At 40.1% G+C, this 18,146-nt stretch carries 21 protein-coding genes; 11 read left to right on the top strand and 10 right to left on the bottom strand.

Translation table 11 applies throughout. The features are described from left to right. Positions 1 to 6: 6 nt before the first annotated feature. Together JZO83_RS00105 and JZO83_RS00100 are read right to left on the bottom strand one after the other, a co-directional pair. The gene (locus tag JZO83_RS00105) at positions 7 to 1,092 is read right to left on the bottom strand and encodes an ABC transporter ATP-binding protein (protein ID WP_206858722.1); all 1,086 of its coding nucleotides are present in this window, start codon (positions 1,090 to 1,092) and stop codon (positions 7 to 9) included. Between the two features lie 17 nt (positions 1,093 to 1,109). Continuing rightward, positions 1,110 to 1,652, bottom strand: a complete 543-nt coding sequence (locus tag JZO83_RS00100) for an XRE family transcriptional regulator (RefSeq protein WP_206858725.1) — start codon at positions 1,650 to 1,652, stop codon at positions 1,110 to 1,112. Between the two features lie 227 nt (positions 1,653 to 1,879). Here JZO83_RS00100 and JZO83_RS00095 point away from each other — a divergent pair, with 227 nt between their 5' ends. From JZO83_RS00095 to JZO83_RS00070, 6 genes are all read left to right on the top strand, one after another. After that, entirely contained in the window at positions 1,880 to 2,869 is a 990-nt protein-coding gene (locus JZO83_RS00095) for an acryloyl-CoA reductase (RefSeq protein WP_207114690.1), read from the top strand. Then, complete coding sequence (locus tag JZO83_RS00090; RefSeq protein WP_207114689.1) at positions 2,866 to 3,594, top strand: phosphopantothenate--cysteine ligase; 729 nt, start codon at positions 2,866 to 2,868, stop codon at positions 3,592 to 3,594. Before JZO83_RS00095 ends, JZO83_RS00090 begins: the two co-directional genes overlap by 4 nt. A 14-nt stretch (positions 3,595 to 3,608) precedes the next feature. Further along, positions 3,609 to 4,160, top strand: a complete 552-nt coding sequence (gene coaC / locus JZO83_RS00085; protein WP_207114688.1) for a phosphopantothenoylcysteine decarboxylase — start codon at positions 3,609 to 3,611, stop codon at positions 4,158 to 4,160. A gap of 16 nt (positions 4,161 to 4,176) precedes the next feature. Continuing rightward, positions 4,177 to 4,791: an ECF transporter S component gene (locus tag JZO83_RS00080; protein ID WP_207114687.1), complete on the top strand. Its 615-nt coding sequence runs from the start codon at positions 4,177 to 4,179 to the stop codon at positions 4,789 to 4,791. Between the two features lie 141 nt (positions 4,792 to 4,932). Continuing rightward, positions 4,933 to 5,583 carry an NAD(P)-binding oxidoreductase gene (locus JZO83_RS00075; RefSeq protein WP_206858747.1) on the top strand — a complete coding sequence of 217 codons (651 nt, stop codon included), beginning with the start codon at positions 4,933 to 4,935 and terminating at the stop codon, positions 5,581 to 5,583. A 2-nt stretch (positions 5,584 to 5,585) separates the two neighbouring features. Next, positions 5,586 to 6,569 carry an NAD(P)H-quinone oxidoreductase gene (locus JZO83_RS00070; protein WP_207114686.1) on the top strand — a complete coding sequence of 328 codons (984 nt, stop codon included), beginning with the start codon at positions 5,586 to 5,588 and terminating at the stop codon, positions 6,567 to 6,569. Between the two features lie 111 nt (positions 6,570 to 6,680). On the opposite strand, the gene JZO83_RS00065 is transcribed toward JZO83_RS00070, so the two are convergent. Next, entirely contained in the window at positions 6,681 to 8,189 is a 1,509-nt protein-coding gene (locus JZO83_RS00065; protein WP_207114685.1) for a flavocytochrome c, read from the bottom strand. Between the two features lie 281 nt (positions 8,190 to 8,470). On the opposite strand from JZO83_RS00065, the gene JZO83_RS00060 reads away from it, so the two are divergent. Then, the gene (locus JZO83_RS00060; protein WP_206858756.1) at positions 8,471 to 9,316 is read left to right on the top strand and encodes a hypothetical protein; all 846 of its coding nucleotides are present in this window, start codon (positions 8,471 to 8,473) and stop codon (positions 9,314 to 9,316) included. A gap of 20 nt (positions 9,317 to 9,336) precedes the next feature. On the opposite strand, the gene JZO83_RS00055 is transcribed toward JZO83_RS00060, so the two are convergent. The 3 genes from JZO83_RS00055 to JZO83_RS00045 form a co-directional block, all read right to left on the bottom strand. Further along, positions 9,337 to 9,906, bottom strand: a complete 570-nt coding sequence (locus tag JZO83_RS00055) for a GNAT family N-acetyltransferase (protein ID WP_207114698.1) — start codon at positions 9,904 to 9,906, stop codon at positions 9,337 to 9,339. A gap of 18 nt (positions 9,907 to 9,924) precedes the next feature. After that, the gene (gene murB / locus JZO83_RS00050; protein ID WP_207114684.1) at positions 9,925 to 10,830 is read right to left on the bottom strand and encodes a UDP-N-acetylmuramate dehydrogenase; all 906 of its coding nucleotides are present in this window, start codon (positions 10,828 to 10,830) and stop codon (positions 9,925 to 9,927) included. 70 nt (positions 10,831 to 10,900) lie between these two features. Then, on the bottom strand, positions 10,901 to 11,821 hold the full coding sequence (locus JZO83_RS00045) for a Gfo/Idh/MocA family oxidoreductase (RefSeq protein WP_206858760.1): 921 nt from the start codon (positions 11,819 to 11,821) through the stop codon (positions 10,901 to 10,903). A 104-nt stretch (positions 11,822 to 11,925) separates the two neighbouring features. On the opposite strand from JZO83_RS00045, the gene JZO83_RS00040 reads away from it, so the two are divergent. After that, positions 11,926 to 12,678: an exodeoxyribonuclease III gene (locus JZO83_RS00040; RefSeq protein ID WP_206858763.1), complete on the top strand. Its 753-nt coding sequence runs from the start codon at positions 11,926 to 11,928 to the stop codon at positions 12,676 to 12,678. 155 nt (positions 12,679 to 12,833) lie between these two features. Then, complete coding sequence (locus tag JZO83_RS00035) at positions 12,834 to 13,367, top strand: 3'-5' exonuclease (RefSeq protein ID WP_207114683.1); 534 nt, start codon at positions 12,834 to 12,836, stop codon at positions 13,365 to 13,367. Positions 13,368 to 13,467: 100 nt separating this feature from the next. On the opposite strand, the gene JZO83_RS00030 is transcribed toward JZO83_RS00035, so the two are convergent. The 4 genes from JZO83_RS00030 to JZO83_RS00015 form a co-directional block, all read right to left on the bottom strand. Beyond that, a complete protein-coding gene (locus JZO83_RS00030; protein ID WP_207114682.1) occupies positions 13,468 to 13,983 on the bottom strand; it encodes a GNAT family N-acetyltransferase in 516 nt (171 codons plus the stop codon). Continuing rightward, positions 13,973 to 14,449: a tRNA (adenosine(37)-N6)-threonylcarbamoyltransferase complex ATPase subunit type 1 TsaE gene (gene tsaE / locus JZO83_RS00025; protein ID WP_206858776.1), complete on the bottom strand. Its 477-nt coding sequence runs from the start codon at positions 14,447 to 14,449 to the stop codon at positions 13,973 to 13,975. Before tsaE ends, JZO83_RS00030 begins: the two co-directional genes overlap by 11 nt. A 116-nt stretch (positions 14,450 to 14,565) precedes the next feature. Beyond that, positions 14,566 to 15,546 carry a phosphate acetyltransferase gene (gene pta / locus JZO83_RS00020; RefSeq protein ID WP_010734762.1) on the bottom strand — a complete coding sequence of 327 codons (981 nt, stop codon included), beginning with the start codon at positions 15,544 to 15,546 and terminating at the stop codon, positions 14,566 to 14,568. A gap of 155 nt (positions 15,547 to 15,701) precedes the next feature. After that, on the bottom strand, positions 15,702 to 16,382 hold the full coding sequence (locus JZO83_RS00015) for a uracil-DNA glycosylase (protein ID WP_206858781.1): 681 nt from the start codon (positions 16,380 to 16,382) through the stop codon (positions 15,702 to 15,704). A gap of 123 nt (positions 16,383 to 16,505) precedes the next feature. On the opposite strand from JZO83_RS00015, the gene JZO83_RS00010 reads away from it, so the two are divergent. Beyond that, positions 16,506 to 17,375, top strand: coding sequence for a Cof-type HAD-IIB family hydrolase (locus JZO83_RS00010; protein ID WP_207114681.1), 870 nt, complete (start codon positions 16,506 to 16,508; stop codon positions 17,373 to 17,375). A gap of 27 nt (positions 17,376 to 17,402) precedes the next feature. Then, positions 17,403 to 17,918, top strand: coding sequence for a hypothetical protein (locus JZO83_RS00005; protein WP_206858783.1), 516 nt, complete (start codon positions 17,403 to 17,405; stop codon positions 17,916 to 17,918). Positions 17,919 to 18,146 lie beyond the last annotated feature (228 nt).

Genomic DNA, 18,146 nt, shown 5'->3' with positions numbered 1-18,146 from the left:
CTCCCCCTATTCTTCGTAGCTTTCCAAACGTGCATCGAAGTCTTCTTCCGACTCATTGAAACGCATGACATGGATGTCTTCTGGTTCAAAAGCTAGACCGACTTGACTACCTTCACGCGCTTTTTTCGTTGAATGGACCATCCATTCATTTTGTTGCTCATCATAACAAATGATCTCATAATGCACGCCACGAAAGAGTTGAGTGTCCACTGTTACGACTAATTTTCCTTTGTCTGGTGTAGTGATCGTCAAATCTTCTGGACGGATGACGATCTCCACTGGTTCATTCACTCGCATCCCACCATCGACACACTCAAATTGTTTACCAACAAATTCAACCAAGTTATCTTCGATCATAACACCGTTGACGATATTACTTTCCCCAACAAAATCTGCCACAAAATGATTGATCGGTTCATCATAAATATCTACAGGGGTACCGCTTTGGACGATTTTCCCTTTGTTCATCACAAAAATCTCATCACTCATCGCTAATGCTTCTTCTTGATCATGCGTAACGAAAATAAAGGTGATCCCTAAGCGTTGTTGAAGTTCTCTCAACTCATATTGCATATCTGTACGTAATTTCAGATCCAAAGCAGATAATGGTTCATCCAATAACAAAACTTTCGGTTCATTGACGATTGCTCGGGCGATAGCTACCCGTTGGCGCTGACCGCCAGACATTTCGCTGATTTCTCGTGTTTCATATCCTGGTAATTGCACCATGCGCAATGCATCTTTGACTTTTTTTTCGATTTCCGATTTTGGCATTTTTTTGATTTTCAAGCCAAAAGCAACGTTGTCAAATACATTCATATGAGGAAATAAGGCATAGTCTTGGAAAACCGTATTGACTTGGCGTTTATTCGCCGGTAGATCATTGAGTCGCTTTCCTTCAAAATAGATATCTCCTTCGGTTGCTTCCGTAAATCCTGCAATGATTCGTAAAATCGTTGTTTTTCCACAACCGGAAGGCCCTAACAATGTATAAAATTTCCCTTGTTCGATCTCAAAACTGACTTTCTTCAAAATTGTTTCATCATCATAGCTTTTTACGACCTGATCGAATGATATGATTGGTTTTCCCACTTTTTCTGCCCCCTATATTACAAGTATGATTCGGTTGCGACGATCAATACTTTTGTTTGTTTTCTTTGGTGATTACGTAATTGGTGTTGTGTCGTTGCCTGATAGTACATTGATTGACCTTTTTTCGCTACATACTCTTGTTCACCTAAGCTTAGTGCGATTTCTCCTTCTAAAACAAAAATAAATGTTTCTGAAAGGGAAGGTTCAAAGGTTTTATATTCACCAGCAGTATCAAAAGTCAATAACACTGGCTCCATTTCTTTTTCATTTGAATCTGTCACTAACCATTCTAGCTCGTACCCATTTTCCTCATCATAATAGACGGTACGGTCTTCCTTTGTATAGACGATAGGAAGGTTGGCTGTTTCTTGATGAAAAAAAGCTTCTGGGGTAACTCCCAATACTTCAAGAATAGAGAAAAATGTTTCCATCGATGGTGAACTTAAATCCCGTTCAAGCTGCGAGATATAGCCCTTTGATAAATCCGTCCGCTCCCCTAATTCTTCTTGCGTTAAATTTTTTTGGATGCGCAGATTTCGTAACTTCTCACCAATTTCCATTTGTCTCCTCCTACGTGAAGTTTTCTAATAGTAAACTCCAGGTTTACTACCACCTGTAATAGTATACAAACTTCAGCCAAAAAAACAACCCTTTTGCTTGAAATTTTCTCGTACTTTTTTCAGTTGCTTCTACTATTTTTTAATAGAAATTAATCAGCAAACTACTAGAAAATGAAACGCTTTATGGTATGATTAAGGAAAATTTCGAAAGGAGCACCTTCTATCTAATGAACACATTCAAACAGTTTCAAGTAAACAATGAACCAGCTTTCCATACAAGCATTGTCGACAAAGAATTTCCCGAACTGACTAATAATGAAGTTTGGATAAAAATCGCATACTCAGATGTCAATTATAAGGATGCGTTGGCTTGTAGTGAAAATGGCCAAGTGATCCGTACCTATCCAATGACTCCCGGCATTGATTTTTCCGGAGTCGTCATGAAAAGTTTAGACAAACGATTCCAGCCCGGAGATCAAGTTTTAGCAACTGGCTATGGAATAGGCGTTAGCCAACCTGGCGGCTATAGTGATTATCAAAAAATCCCTGGAGATTGGCTTGTTCCTCTCCCTGAAACGATGACACTTCGTCAAGCAATGGTTTTAGGAACAGCTGGTTTGACTGCCGCCCTTTGCGTGAATGCCTTACTTAGTCAAGGAATGAAAGCAGATGACCATGTCGTCGTGACAGGTGCATCTGGTGGAGTAGGAAGTGTTGCCATTGCTATGTTACACAAAATGGGCTTCCAACAAATCACTGCATTTTCGAGAAAAGAAGAAGCGCAAACGTGGCTACAAAAACTAGGGGCGACTCAAGTGGTGCATCCTGAAGCCTTTCTACCAGAAAAAAGTAAACCTTTGGATAAACAACAAGTGGATTATGTGATCGACACTGTTGGGGGAGAACTGCTCACTCGCTTATTGCCTTTGATTGCCTATGATGGCGCTGCTGCACTATGCGGCAATGCAGGTGGGATCAAATTAACAACGACTGTGTTACCTTTTATTTTAAGAAATATCCAGCTGATCGGTATTGATTCAGTCAACGTCCCTCATGAAAAACGCTTGAATATCTGGCAACAATTAGCCGATCTTTCTGTGACTGATCACTTAGTCGTGAACGAGATCACCTTAGAACAATTGGAAGAAACGACCAAAAAAATCCTTGAAGGGACACATCAAGGAAGAACGCTTGTCACTGTAGGTGAAACGGTATGAAGGTATTGATCACAGCTGGTGGCACAAGCGAACGAATCGATCAAGTCCGCTCGATCACGAACCATTCAAGTGGACGCTTAGGAAAAGCAATCGCAGAAGCCTTTCTGACACACCCTTCTGTGACGATCGACTACGTAACGACGCAACTCGCTGTAAAACCTAGCGATTCTGAACGTTTGACATTCCATCTCATCGAATCTACACAAGAATTACTAGATACATTCGAACGATTGATGCAAGAAAAGAGCTACGACGCGATCATCCATAGCATGGCGGTCAGTGATTTTACACCGGCTTTCAGTCTGTCTGAGCAACAGTTGGCTGAGCGCTTGAGTAAAGAATCATTGACTCCCGATTCCTTGTCTTCTTGGCTTGAAGCAACCGAACAAAGTGTAAGCAAAGAAGCGAAGATCTCATCGGATACGGACTATCTAGTTTTGACCTTGAAGAAAACACCAAAAATCATTCGTTCTTTACGCCAATGGCAACCCAAAGCTACGATCGTTGGGTTCAAATTATTAGTCGATGTCTCAAAAGAACAGTTATTGGAAGTAGCTAAAAAGAGCTTGATCACCAATCAAACCGATTATATTTTAGCTAACGACTTGACACAGATCAATGAAACACGCCATCATGGCTACTTGTTGTCTAAAAATGGAGAAGTTACAGAAGCCTACACTAAGCAAGAGATTGCGCAATGTATCGTCTCTACGATCTTAAAATAAGGAGGAATCCAGAAATGAAAAAAATCCTATTGGGCGTATCTGGTAGTATTTCTGCATATAAGAGCGCAGATATCACGAATCAACTTGTCAAACTCGGTTACCAAGTCGATGTGATCATGACGAAAAGCAGTACAAAATTTATTACACCTTTAACTTTGCAATCTTTATCTAAACGTCCTGTCCACACGGATGTCATGCAAGAAAACGATCCTTCAGTCATCAACCATATCGAGCTAGCCAAGCAAGCCGACTTATTTTTGATTGCACCAGCTACTGCAAATATTATTGGAAAGCTGGCAAATGGTTTAGCCGATGATCTACTATCTACGGTTGCCATGGCACTTTTACCCGAGACACCAAAATTGATTGCGCCGGCAATGAATACTAATATGTATCAACATCCGATCAATCAAAGAAATCTCGCCACTTTAAAAGAAATCGGTTATCAGGAAATTGAACCACGAGAATCACTTTTAGCTTGTGGAGATTTCGGCAAAGGTGCTTTAGCAGATAACCAAATCATTATCGACCAAATCACACTTCTGCTTAATCAGAGGTCGGTCTAGTATTTAAGGAGTTATGATGAAAAATACCAAAAACTTTACTTTGACTGCTATGTTTTTAGCTATTATGATTTTACTGGCTGTTACGCCTCTCGGTTTTATCCCGATTGGCCCGATCAATGCGACAACGATGCATATCCCGGTCATCGTCGCATCAATCGTTTTAGGCCCACGACTAGGTGCTTTTCTCGGAGGGACATTTGGCGTGATCAGTATGATCCGCAGTACGTTCATTCCAACACCTCTGTCTTTTGTTTTCTCACCGTTTATTCCAGTGATTGGTACTGATCAAGGAAGTTGGAAAGCATTGATCATTGCTTTGATACCAAGGATCTTGATTGGCGTTGTTCCGTATTTTGTTTATAAAGGCATCCAAAAGTTGACGAAGAACAAAGTTAGTCCACTTTCATTGTTTCTTGCTGGGATCGCTGGTTCTCTAACTAACACGATTTTAGTGATGAACTTGATCTACTTTCTTTTCCAACAAGATTATGCCCAAGTCATCGGAAGCAACATCAATGCTGTCTACTCCGCCATTCTTGCAGTTATCTTTACTAGTGGCGTGCCAGAAGCGATCGTTGCAGGTTTAGTCACAGCTGCGGTCTCTACTGTTTTGCTGCGAATGATGCGTTAATGATACGATCGAAAAACCAAAAAAGAGTGAGGCATCCTGCCCGCTCTTTTTTGGTTTTTATTGATAAGTGTTCAGTCCTGAATTTTTTATCTTTTGATGTTACCATGAATAATACAGCTAAGTAGTGAAAGGATGAGGAATATGAATATTTTTGTAGTAGGAGCAAATGGACAAATCGGTCGTCATTTGATCCAGAAACTAGGAACAACAGAACATCAAGTTTACGCAGGTGTGCGAGATGTTGCCAACCAAGCAATTTTTGATGAAGAAAACATTGCCTATGTTCCCTTCGATTTAACGTGGTCCTCAGAAAAAATGGCAGAAGCCTTTCAAGACAGTGATCTTGTCATTTTTACTGCTGGTTCTCAAGGAAAGAATCTTTTACAAGTCGACTTAGATGGCGCTATCAAAACAATGATCGCAGCAGAGCAAGCAAATATTTCTCGCTATTTGATGATCAGTGCGGCGTTTGCAGACAATCGTGAAAAATGGCCTGAATCAATGACGGATTATTACATTACTAAATATTACGCTGACGAATGGTTGAAAAATCAAACAGCATTGGATTATGTTATCCTCCAACCTGTAGCTTTGACCAACGATGAAGAAGTCATGACGATCCAGTTAACGAAACCAAATGAAAAACCAGCTCAAACAATTACAAGAAAAACGGTAGCAGAAGTATTAGCTGCGTTAGTGGATCAACCAACAATATCAAAAACAACCGTTGTTTTATCTGAAGGATCAGCTACAGTTCCAGACGCAATCAAACAACTTGCTGAGGAGGCTTGATTATGCGTGCAATTTCTATGAAAAAACCCGGCTCGGTAGACGTTTTGACCGAAATCGATGTCCCTAGACCTGTTCCAAAAGCTGGGGAACTATTGCTGAAAGTCCACACCGCTGCGGTCAATCGGACGGATATCATGCGTCGGGAAAACACTGCGCTTCAAGCACCTTATCCTATTCTAGGTGTTGAAGTTGCCGGTGAAGTCATCGAGAATGCCAGCGATCATTCTGAGTTTTCAATCGGAACGAGAGTTTATGGTTTAGTGAATTTAGGTGGTTACGCAGAATATGCCGTTATTCCCGCAGATCGAGCGATCATTTTACCTGATTCGCTTGACTACGTATCAGCCGCTGGTATTGCTGAAGTTTTCTTAACTGCCTATCAAACCTTGTATTGGTTAGGAAAACTGCAAAAGAGCGAGACTGTATTGATCCATGCTGGCGCAAGCGGTGTTGGTACCGCAGCGATCCAATTAGCCAAACAACATTCACAAGCCCGTGTCATCGTGACTGCAGGTTCAACTGAAAAGTTAGACTTTTGTAAAAAGCTCGGCGCAGATGAAGTGATCAACTATAAAACACAGGATTTTGCGGAAGAAGTCCGTAAGCTGACAAATGGCAATGGCGTTGATGTTCTTTTGGATTTTATCGGCGCTTCGTATTGGGAAAAAAACCTGGCATCGATTGCCATTGATGGTCGCTGGGTCTTGATTGGCACACTTGGAGGGACAACAGTTGAGTCTCTTGATCTAAGAGTGTTATTGCAAAAAAGAATCCAATTGATTGGCACATTATTGACTCCAAGAAGTGACGAATACAAAGCAAGATTAACTCAAGAGTTTATGGAAACTATCGATCCTTATTTTGAGACCGGAGCAATCCGTCCAATCATCGATCGTACATTCTCATTAGCAGAAGCAAAAGAAGCCCATGAATATATGGAAGCAAATAAAAATGTCGGAAAGATTATTTTGACAGTTAGTGAATGAGCTTGTTCGGAAAGAGTCAGCTCTGGAATGACATTTATTCAACTATAGTGATGTTTAAAAAGAGAACCCAAGGCATGCGCCTTAGGTTCTCTTTTCTCGTTATTTCTATGCTTATTTAGCAACAAATTTTGCTGCTTGTTGTCCTGCCTGTCGACCGAAAATAATGATTTCCGCTACAGAGTTTCCGCCGATACGGTTTTCTCCGTGTAAACCACCAGTGACTTCACCTGCTGCATAAAGGCCAGTGATCGGTTCTCCATCTTTGTCTAAAACTTCTGTATTCGTATTGATCTTGATGCCACCCATTGTATAGTGGATCCCAGGTGCGATCTTGATCGCATAGTAGTTTGGTTTTGAAAGGTCGTGTTCCATTGCTGTTGTACGACCAAATGCTGTATCTTCTTGATTCGCCACTTCTTCGTTCCAAGTTGTAACTGTTTGAGCCAATGTCTCTGCTGGTAAGTTGATTTTCTCTGCCAATTCTTCGATCGTCTCACCTGTAGTGACATAGCCTTTTTCATCATAAAACTCAATTGCTGTCGCACGGTCACGGACGCCTTGATCAAAAATCAAATAAGCAGATTTTTCTGGTAATGCAGTGATTGCCGCTGATACCTTGTCACGAGTATTCATTTCGTTGACAAAACGCTCACCATCTTGATCAACTAAGATCGCTCCTTCGCCACGCACAACTTCTCCAATCAAGAACCCTTCGTCTTGTTGAACAGTTGGATGGATTTGGATCTTATCCATATCGACTGTTTGACCGCCTAATTTTTCGATCATCTTGATGCCGTCCCCTGTTGATCCTACTTGGTTCGTTGTTACATAACCTTCTAGATCTGGGCGGTAAGTTTGGATATATTCTTCACTGGCACCAAATCCACCAGTTGTAACAACTACCGCTTTTCCGCTGATTTCTTTTGGCTCTTCCCCTTGGACTTGAACCGTTACTTGGTTGACTGTATCACCTGTTTTTTGGATATCTGTCACTTCTGTATTTACAAAAATCGGGATTTGACGTTCATGGACATTTCGTAATAACCCATCCACTAGATAGCCACCGATAGCCGATCCGTCAGAAGGGCGATGTGTACGTCTTTCGCTCATTCCACCAGTGATCGTCAAGTTATCTAATTTGATGCCATTTTCATCCAACCATTCAATTGCAGAAGCTGAATGATCAACAAAATAGCGTAACATTTCTTTGTCATTTGTTCCATTAGCGCCTGCTAATGTCTCTTCATAAAAAGCATCATTGGAATCAGTGATTCCTTCTTCTTCTTGGAACTTGGTTTCAGATGCGTTCATCCCACTTGAAGATTTTAACGTATTCCCACCAGCAACTGGCATTTTTTCAAAAATGACTGGATTCAAGCCTGCATCTTTTGCTTCGATAGCAGCCGCCATACCAGCCCCGCCTCCGCCAACGATGATCAAATCGTATTCGTCTTTCATTTCAGCTGGATTTGTGTAAGTTTGAGCAGATGCCCCAGATGATACTTCTGTTGATTCTTTTGTGGAAGAGCTACTGGATGCAGATTTGCTTTCATCAGGCGTACAGGCACCTAAGGCAAAAATTGCTGTAACTGTCAGTAACCCTTTAATTGTTTTCTTCATAGTTGTCCTCCTAAAATTTAACACTTACTCCATCATAAGTGATATCATTCACAAATTCAACAGACAATTTATTTTTTTCGAACTTCTGTTATCTTCATCTTTTATAAATAACCAGTAATATTTTAACGTTTTCAATATTAAACTAGTAACTATCAAAAAGTAAACGGATTTCTTGAATAAATAGCCAGTCCAAAAAATTTTTTCCTTTCGTTACAAACAGAAGATTTGGGCTTTTGTCGCTAGACAAGTATAATCGGTATGAACCACGAAGGAGTTAATTTATGAAAGTAATCAAACATTTTTTTACCAAAGGAAGTAAGTCAGCCGGGAAAGTCACTCATGCAATCTATATCATTTTACGGGTCATTGTTGTAGTCATGTTAGTCGACCAAGTGATTGACCGTAATATGGGGAATATCATGCTCTTATTATTGACTTTATTATTATTTGAGATCCCCTATCTACTAGAAAAGTTATTGAAGATCCAAATCCCTAATACGTTAGAAATCATTATCTTGTCCTTTATTTTCAGTGCCACTGTCTTGGGTGAATTAAGTGACTTTTATGGCTATTTTTCACTTTGGGACACAGCTTTACACGCACTGAGCGGTTTTCTAGCAGGTGGTGTTGGTTTCTCACTTGTTTATCTCTTGAACAAAAACACCAAAACCATGAATTTGACCCCGTTGCTAGTCGCATTAGTCTCTTTTTGTTTTTCAATGACCGTAGGAGTCTTTTGGGAATTTATCGAATTCTCAGCGGATCAAGTCTTACAAATGGATATGCAAAAAGACAACTATGTTGACCAAATCAATAGTGTCAAGCTGAGTGAAGATGGCAATACCGTGTATACGATCAAAGATATCCAACAAACAACCGTGACCTACAAAGATGAAAATGGCAATGCCAAAGAATTCGTTATGAATGATGGCTATTTAGATATCGGGATCTTAGATACTATGAAAGACTTATTCGTCAACTTTATTGGCGCACTCGTTTTCAGCATCTTCGGCTATCTTTATACTCGAAACGATTATCGAAAATTTACGTTCATTCGAAACTTCATCCCTAGAAAAAAAGGAGTAACTACGCGAATGGATACTGCTGGAAATAAACAAAAAAAATAAGGTTGAGCTTTTGCTCATCCTTATTTTTTTACTTTCGAGGATAAGATATCCATTACTTTCTGATAATCCGAATTCACGCTGCCATCAAAGTTATCAGGAATAAATGTAAACCCTAAGCTTTGATAAAGTTTAATCGCTGGGTGACTCCACGTCTGTGTATGCAGATAAACGGGGCTTTGAGAGGTCAACTGTTGAAAGCAGCGTAGCACTTCGATCGTCAGACTTCGCGCGATCCCTTTTCCTTGATGTTCCGGTTTGACCGCTAACCAATGAAACAGAGGATATTCTTCTTCACGAAGCTTCCACCAAGCAGTGCATGTAGCAACGGGTTCATTTTTTTCGTTGACTACAAAAAACATACGCTTTGTCAATTCTTCTTGATAAGGTGCAAAGGCTTGATCAAAATAAGCTAGCGCCTCATCAATTGAATCAAATTCACCGACCGCAGTCTCAATAGCCGCCCAATCTTTCTCTGCTCCTGGTCGATACTTTTCAAAGTGATACTGCTCATTCAGCGGATAATCTGGCAACACTTCCTCTAAGGGGCGCGTCATCCAAATTTCAGCGTAAGGCAGTTGCTTATCTAACATCGCTGCACCCACTTTCATTTAACTTCTTTTTTCACCAATGATTCGTACTTCTGTTTCTAGTGTCACACCAAACTTCTCTTTGATCACTTCTTGGATATGGGCGATCAGTTCAGTGTAATCAGTCGCTGTGGCATGATCGATATTGACGATAAAGCCAGCATGTTTTTCCGAGATTTGTGCGCCGCCCCATCTCAAGCCTTGTAATCCTGCTTCTTGGATCAGTTGTCCGGTGAAGTGGCCCACAGGTCGTTTAAAGACGCTGCCGCATGAAGGGTATTCCAATGGTTGTTTGGATTCACGCAATTGTGTCAACTCATCCATCCGCCCCTTGATCAGCTCATGCTCACCAGGTGTCAATTGGAAGCGTGCTTCTAAAACGATCGCATCCATCTTCTGTAATTCACTATGTCGATAAGAAAATGCCATTTCCTCATTTGTCAGCGTTTGGATCGTACCGTCGCTTAATAATAAGTCGACTTCTGCAAACACGTCCTTGATCTCACCACCGTAAGCTCCCGCATTCATGTAGACCGCTCCACCGATACTTCCAGGAATCCCGCAGGCAAACTCGAATCCTGTCAACGACTCGGCTAATGCTGCATAGGTCGTATCGATCAACTTCGCACCCGCTTCTGCGATGACCATCGTGCCTTCTACTCGGATCTGGTTCATCTCCGTCAGCATGATCACTACACCACGAATTCCACCGTCTTGGACGATCAGGTTACTTGCATTTCCTAACACTAGCCAAGGGACTTCGTTTTCTCGACAATAATCAACTAGCTGCTTGACTTCTGATTTTGTTTTTGGAAAAGCTAACACATCTACCGGACCACCGGTTTTAGTAAATGTATAATGTCTTAATGGTTCATCAAGCAACAGATTCAACTCTGGATTTTTTCTTACGATATCTTCTTTATTCACTGAGGACTTTCCTTTCTTTTCAAACGTCCTCATCATTCTATCACGCTTAAAACAATCTTGCCAGTCTTGCTCAAAGCTGATGACGATAAAGGTTATTCAACATTTCTTCACAAAGCGCATGGCTGTCGTAAATGCCAGTTTGTTTCAACTTTTCTTTGTCTGGTGTCGTTTGTTGGATCTCTTCAAAAAATCTTTCGACCATTGGCACAAAGCCGCGTTTGCTCAATGTTGTTTCCCAATCACCGAATTTTTTCATTTCTGTCGTATTTGATTTACGGATGACTAAGTCTGTCAGATCGCTCAACTCATACGTTCCCTCTTTACTCGTCACTTGGTAAGTTTCGGTATTTGCACCACTTGCAAGATCCATCGTGACGATCGCTGTTTGATTCGCTGTTTCAATTTGCAACGTCGCCACTTCCATAAAGCCTTCTTTTTCTCGAATGTGAGAACTTGCTTTGATCATAGGCTCATCCAATAAATATACTGCTGTATCTACCAGATGCAGAAATAGATCGTAAATCACAAAAGCAGTCGTTTCTTTTGCTGCAATGCGATTTTTTTGTAACTGGATCAAGCGCTTTTCTGGAATCGCTTTTAATTGTTCGACCATTGGCGCAAATCGACGATTGAAGCCAACCATCAAAGTTACTTGGTGCTGTTTTGCCAATTGCTGTAACTCTTCGATTTCTCGAAGATCAACACTTAACGGTTTATCGATATAAACATGGATCTTATTTTCTAAACATTTTTTTGCCAGTTGAAAATGAACGCTTGTCGCCGCATGGATCATACATGCTTCGATTCCTTGTTCGACTAGCTCATCAAGCGATTCATATAAATGAGTAAATCCATAGGTTCTCTTCAGACGTTCTTTTGTTTCCTGATTACGTGTCGCAAAATAAAAATCGATCATTCCTTGTTTTTCTGCATATGTGGGCAAATATGCTTTTTCAGCAATATTCCCTACTCCTACTACACCAATTTTCATCTTTTCCCTCCTAGTATCTATTATTACTCTTATCTTACACTATTTTTAATAAAAATGAGGTACAATATAATCGCATAGATACGATAGAGAAGGAGCGTGTTTTTTTGAAACTGATTTCGTGGAACGTTAATGGTTTAAGAGCCATCGTCAATAAAAATTTTTTAGAAACATTCAAGGAATTTGATGCAGATTTCTTCTGTCTCCAAGAAACAAAACTACAAGAAGGACAAATCGATTTAGATTTACCTGGGTACCATCAATATTGGAATTATGCGGTTAAAAAAGGATATTCAGGTACCGCGATTTTTGCGAAAGAACCGGCATTGAACGTTTCTTATGGCATGGGGATCGATGTGCATGATCAAGAAGGACGTTTGATCACATTAGAATATCCAGAATTTTACTTAGTGACTTGCTATACGCCAAATTCACAGAATGAATTGAAACGACTGGATTATCGCTTAGAATGGGAAGCTGCTTTCTACGATTATCTAGAAGAGTTGAAAAAACAGAAATCGGTAATCGTCTGTGGGGATCTAAATGTTGCCCACGAGAAAATCGATTTGAAAAACTGGAAAACAAACCAAAAAAGTGCTGGTTTCTCAATTGAAGAACGAGAAGCGTTGACCCATTTACTTGATAATGGTTTTGTGGATACTTTCCGTCACTTCTATCCAGACCTAGAGGGTGTCTATTCTTGGTGGAGCTACCGCTTCAATGCACGAAAAAATAATGCAGGTTGGCGTATTGATTACTTCTTGACGAGTGAAGATTTGACGTCACGCTTAGTTGATGCAAAAATCCATACCACGATTTTAGGTAGTGACCACTGCCCTGTCGAACTGATCATCGAATAGCAAATAGGGATAGCAACGGAAGAAATTGGGTAGCCCAATTTCTTCCTGAGATCCTTGAACCTGACAGAATTTACTTTTTTACATAATGTTAAACGCTATTTCTTTTTTTAGAAATTTATGTTATGGTTTATTTTTTAAAGGAGGCTTATTTGAACATGAATTTTATCGCGATGGACTTTGAAACTGCGAACCATCAATCCCATAGCGCTTGCTCTTTAGCACTTGTGAAAGTGGAAAACAGTCAGATTGTCGATGAATTTTATACCTTGATCCAACCAGAAACACCATTTTTCTGGCGTAATATCCAAATCCATGGTATCCGTCCTGAAGATGTACGTCAGGCACCTAAATTTCCAGATGTTTGGCATAAAATCGAAAAGTATTTCCAAAAAAACCGATTAGTTGTTGCCCATAATGCTGCCTTCGATACAAAAGTATTGGCTGGTTGCTTGGATTACTACCAACTGCCCCAACCTAATTATCTTTCGTTATGTACGGTCAAAACAAGCCGACGATTATTTCCTGAAATGCCTAACCACCGATTAAATACGGTTTGCGAGAATTTAGATATCACATTGAAAAATCACCATGATGCGTTAGAAGATAGCCGAGCTTGTGCGGAGATCTTATTGTATCAGGAAAAATATTTCGGGACAGACCCTTTGAAAAAATTAGTGACAGTAAAATAGTTCTACTAGCTAAATGGACGATCAATGTGTCTAAAAATAAAACAAGAACCTGAAAAGTGGTCGACTTTTCAGGTTCTTGTTTTGTAGAATCATCTTCACTTCATGCCTCAATCGTTCTTTTCATCTTGATCGTTGGCACTTTATCTTGTTCGATTAATTCAATATTGCTTCGTGCTTCTTCTTGAAAGCCCATTTTATGATACAGGTGGATTGCTCGCTGGTTATCGGCCAATACGTCTAGAACCAACGTATTAAAGTTTTCATTTTCCGTTGCCCAGATGATTGCCTCTTCTAAAAGGATCGTTCCTAAGCCCATCCCCCAATATTCTTTCAAGATACTGATTCCTATTTCACCTTGTTCAGTTAACTCAGACTTAGGGGCAACAGAAACGACACCGATCACTTGTTCATTAATCAGGGCTAAAAACAATAAGTGTTCTGTGCTTTCTTTTATTCGGGTCAACTCAACTGCGAGCACTTCTTTACTCATTCCAAGCGAACGCTCATCAATAATAAAGTAATCCGTCTCTTGTTTCGCTTGATTTAGCATCTTTAATAATCCTTGGGCATCCTTTTCATCGGCTTCTTTGAGCGTCAATTCGACCTCACTTGTCATAGCTACCCGCCCATGCTTCAAGGATACGCTTTTCAAACGCTTGACTCTCTGATCCATATGATTGGAATTTCACATACCTTTTTTCTAATTCTGTATCACTTTTTTCAAGAATCAGTTCCAAATAATCTTCAGGTAAAGCATCTTCTAATAAGTTTCCCCATTCGATGACAGATAGTCCCTCACCTTCAAAATATTCATCCAAACCTAGATCAGCACCGCTAGCAGCAACACGATAAATATCCATGTGATACAAAGGTAATCTTCCTTGCGTATATTCTCGAATGATCGTATAGGTAGGACTTTTGATCATTTGATCGATCCCTAATCCTTTAGCTATTCCTTTAGTCAGTGTCGTTTTACCTGCACCAAGATCGCCAGTCAAGACTAGGTTATCTCCTGGATGAGCAACTTTTCCGATGATTTCTGCTAGTTGATCAGTCATCGCTACACTTGTTAATTCAATCATCTTCATTTCTCCTCATTCTTTTTTGTCAGTATAACGTGTAATCCAACAAAAAAAAAGAAAAGAGTCAGGAATCATCCGTTCTCCCTTTCTCTTTTCCTTTTATTTACACTGTTCGATTAATCTAATAATGTTTGTGCGCCTGTAATGATCGCTAATTTGTAAACATCTTCTTCATTGGCACCACGAGATAGATCACTTACTGGTTTGTTCAAACCTTGTAAGATTGGGCCGATTGCTTCAAAGTTACCAAAACGTTGGGCAATCTTGTAGCCAATGTTTCCTGATTGTAATTCTGGGAAAACAAAGACAGTTGCTTGACCAGCGACTTTAGAGTCAGGAGCTTTCAATTGTGCGACTGCTGGTACGTATGACGCATCAAATTGCAATTCGCCATCAATCGTATATTGAGGTGCTAATTCTTTCGCAATTCTAGTTGCTTCAACAACTTTGTCTACTTCAGGAGCTGCGGCAGAACCTTTTGTTGAGAAACTCATCAAAGCGATCTTTGGATCGATATCAAATAATTCAGCTGTTTTTGCTGACTCAACAGCGATTTCTGCTAATTCTTGTGCATTTGGATTTACATTGATTGCACAGTCAGAAAAGACATATTTTTCTTGATCTCTTCCGCGAACCATGATCATTGCACCACTTGTACGGCTTACACCTGGTTTTGTTTTGATGATTTGTAGTGCTGGACGTACTGTATCTCCAGTCGAATGGATCGCACCAGAAACCATACCATCAGCAATGCCCATATATGTAAGCATTGTTCCAAAATAATTGACATCTTTTAGGATTTTTTCAGCTTGTTCTTTTGTTGCTTTTCCGTTACGTCGTTCAACAAAAGCTTCAACCATTTCATCCCATTTTTCATAATCATTTGGATTGATGATCGTGAAGTTAGATGTTTGGATACCACGTGCGTTGGCCGCTGCTTCAATCTCTTCTTTACTACCGATCAAAATCGGTTCAACTAATTCTTCTGCTTTTAAACGTGCTGCTGCTCCTAAAATTCTTGCATCCGTTGCTTCTGGAAACACGATTTTGATCCCGCGACGTACAATTTTAAATCTTAAACTATCAAACAATTCCACAAGATGACCTCCAGTTATTTTTATTAACTACCATGATACACTATTATTAAAAAAAAGAACAGTTTTAAATTTCTGTATCAGTCAAAAAGTGGATAATAATTAACTTTTTCACATAATCTGAACAAACTGCACTATAACAGGAAAGCGGTGTATCATTACACTGTTTTAGGCAGTTGCCAATCAATTGGCGTTTCCCCTAATGCAAGCAACGCATCATTCGTTTTTGAAAAAGGTTTTGAGCCAAAGAAACCACGATGGGCAGATAATGGGCTTGGATGAGGCGCTGTTATTATAATGTGACGACTCTTGTCGATCATTTTCATTTTTTCCTGCGCTGGTTTGCCCCAAAGAATAAACACGATCGGTTTGTCCCGTTCGTTCAGTTTCTCAATCACCGCATCGGTCAACTGTTCCCAGCCTTTCCCACGATGTGAATAAGCTTGTCCTTCTCTGACAGTTAGTACGGTATTCAATAGTAGAACCCCTTGTTTGGCCCAACTTACTAAATTTCCATGCCCCACTGGTTCGATCCCTAGATCATTCTTCAATTCTTTGTAGATATTGACTAAAGATGGTGGTGTTTTTACTCCTGGCTGTACGGAAAAAGATAGACCATGCGCTTGATTCACACCATGATAAGGATCTTGTCCTAAAATCACTACTTTCACTTCTTCATAGGGAGTCAGTTCTAACGCTTCATACACATGGTACATATCGGGATGGATTTTTTGAGTTGCATACTCTTCTTTCAAAAAATTTCGTAAACGCTGATAATAGTCTTTTTCAAACTCATCAGCTAATCGATCTTGCCAACTATTGTGGATGATTTTTTTCAAATTTCCCACCTCCTATTTTCCAGAATAACTCACAAATTATTTGTTAACAAGTCAAAATCTTCCCTCCTAGTTCGTATTAGTATGTTAAACTAGGGAAGAGAAAAGGAAAGGAACGGTAATGACATGATCAAACTAATTGCCTCTGATATGGATGGCACTTTACTCGATGCACACATGGGTATCTCAACAGAAAATACTGACGCGATCCGCTTGGCAAACGAGCTAGGCATTGAATTTATGGTAGCTACTGGACGTAACGCTCAAGAAGCACGAGCAGCTTTAGATGAAGTAGGAATCGAATGTGCGATGATCACTTTGAATGGCGCACAAGTCTATGACAAATCAGGAAAATCGCTTTTTACAGTACCGATTCCAAGTCCCCAAGCAATGACTGTAATGGATATTTTAGATGCAAATGGCATTTATTATGAAGTAGCAACAAATCAAGGGCTATATTCTGAAAGCCAACCGAAGAGAATCGAAAGCTTCGCCTCTTCCATTGCGACTCATATGCCTCACTTGACTTATAAAATGGCGATTGCCATGGCTTCCGCTAATCTTGAACTTTTACACATCACTTATGTTGATAGCATACGTGAATTATTACTTGATGAAAAATTAGAAGTGTTAAAAATCATCTGCTTCCACACAGAAGGGGCACGCATTTTAGGACCTGTCGGGAAAGAAATCAGTAGTTTAGGCGAACTGGCAGTGACTTCTTCTGGACAAAACAATATTGAGATCAATCATAAGAATGCTCAAAAAGGAATCGCAGTGGCGCACGTCGCACATGAACGTGGTATCACTTTAGACGAAGTGATGACGATCGGGGATAATTTCAACGATGTCAGCATGTTGCAAACCGCTGGCGTTAGTTTCGCCATGGGAAATGCAGAAATCGAAGTCAAAGATTACGCAAAATACGTAACAGATACAAATCTTGAATCAGGTGTTGGCAAAGCCATCTTGCGCGCAATCAACGAAAATCTATAGTTGTTTGAAGAAAAGAGGGGAACAAACATGTCAGAATTTTTCATTCAGGAAAAACAGCTGAGTCGTGCTACTCGGACGATCGTCAAAGACGAAAAAGGGAAATCACTTTTTTTGATGGTCGGCCGTTGGGGAACGAAAGGAGATGCGTTGTCTCTTTATGCCATGAATGGTGATCTAGTCGCACATATCAAGCAAATCAGCCTGACATTTGGTACACGCTTTGAACTTTACAAAGATTTCGAAAAAGTCGGTACGATGCAAAAGATTTTCAATTGGCCAGGAGATTTTTATTATATCCGCCGATTACATTGGACTGTACAGGGAGATATCTATAATCACCGCTATCAGATCCAACATTTCAATGAACCCATCATGGAAATGGACAAAGCAACGCTCTTTACCGGTGATTACTATGTTCTTGATATCCCAAATGAAGAGAATGCCCCTATTTGTATCTGCATCGCTGCTGTCCTTGATTATTGGCTCTATCGAAAAAACAAAGACAAAGAAACACCTCTTTCTTATCGCTTTGATGTTAACTAAAAAACGAACACAATGAAGTGCGCCCCCTAAGTTAGACCACAAGATCTAACTTAGGGGGTATTTTAGTGACTAAATACGATTATGCATTTAAAAAACAGGTAGTTGAAGCGTATCACAGAGGCGAAGGCGGTTATAAAACATTGGCGACTCGGTATAGTATTCCATCCCACTATACGGTTGAAAAATGGATAAAGACGGTTGATACACCTGGATTTGACGCTTTGCACA

The organism is Enterococcus sp. DIV1298c (genome assembly GCF_017316315.1).
GTDB lineage: Bacteria > Bacillota > Bacilli > Lactobacillales > Enterococcaceae > Enterococcus_B > Enterococcus_B mangumiae.
This window is presented reverse-complemented; position numbering and strand designations above follow the sequence as displayed.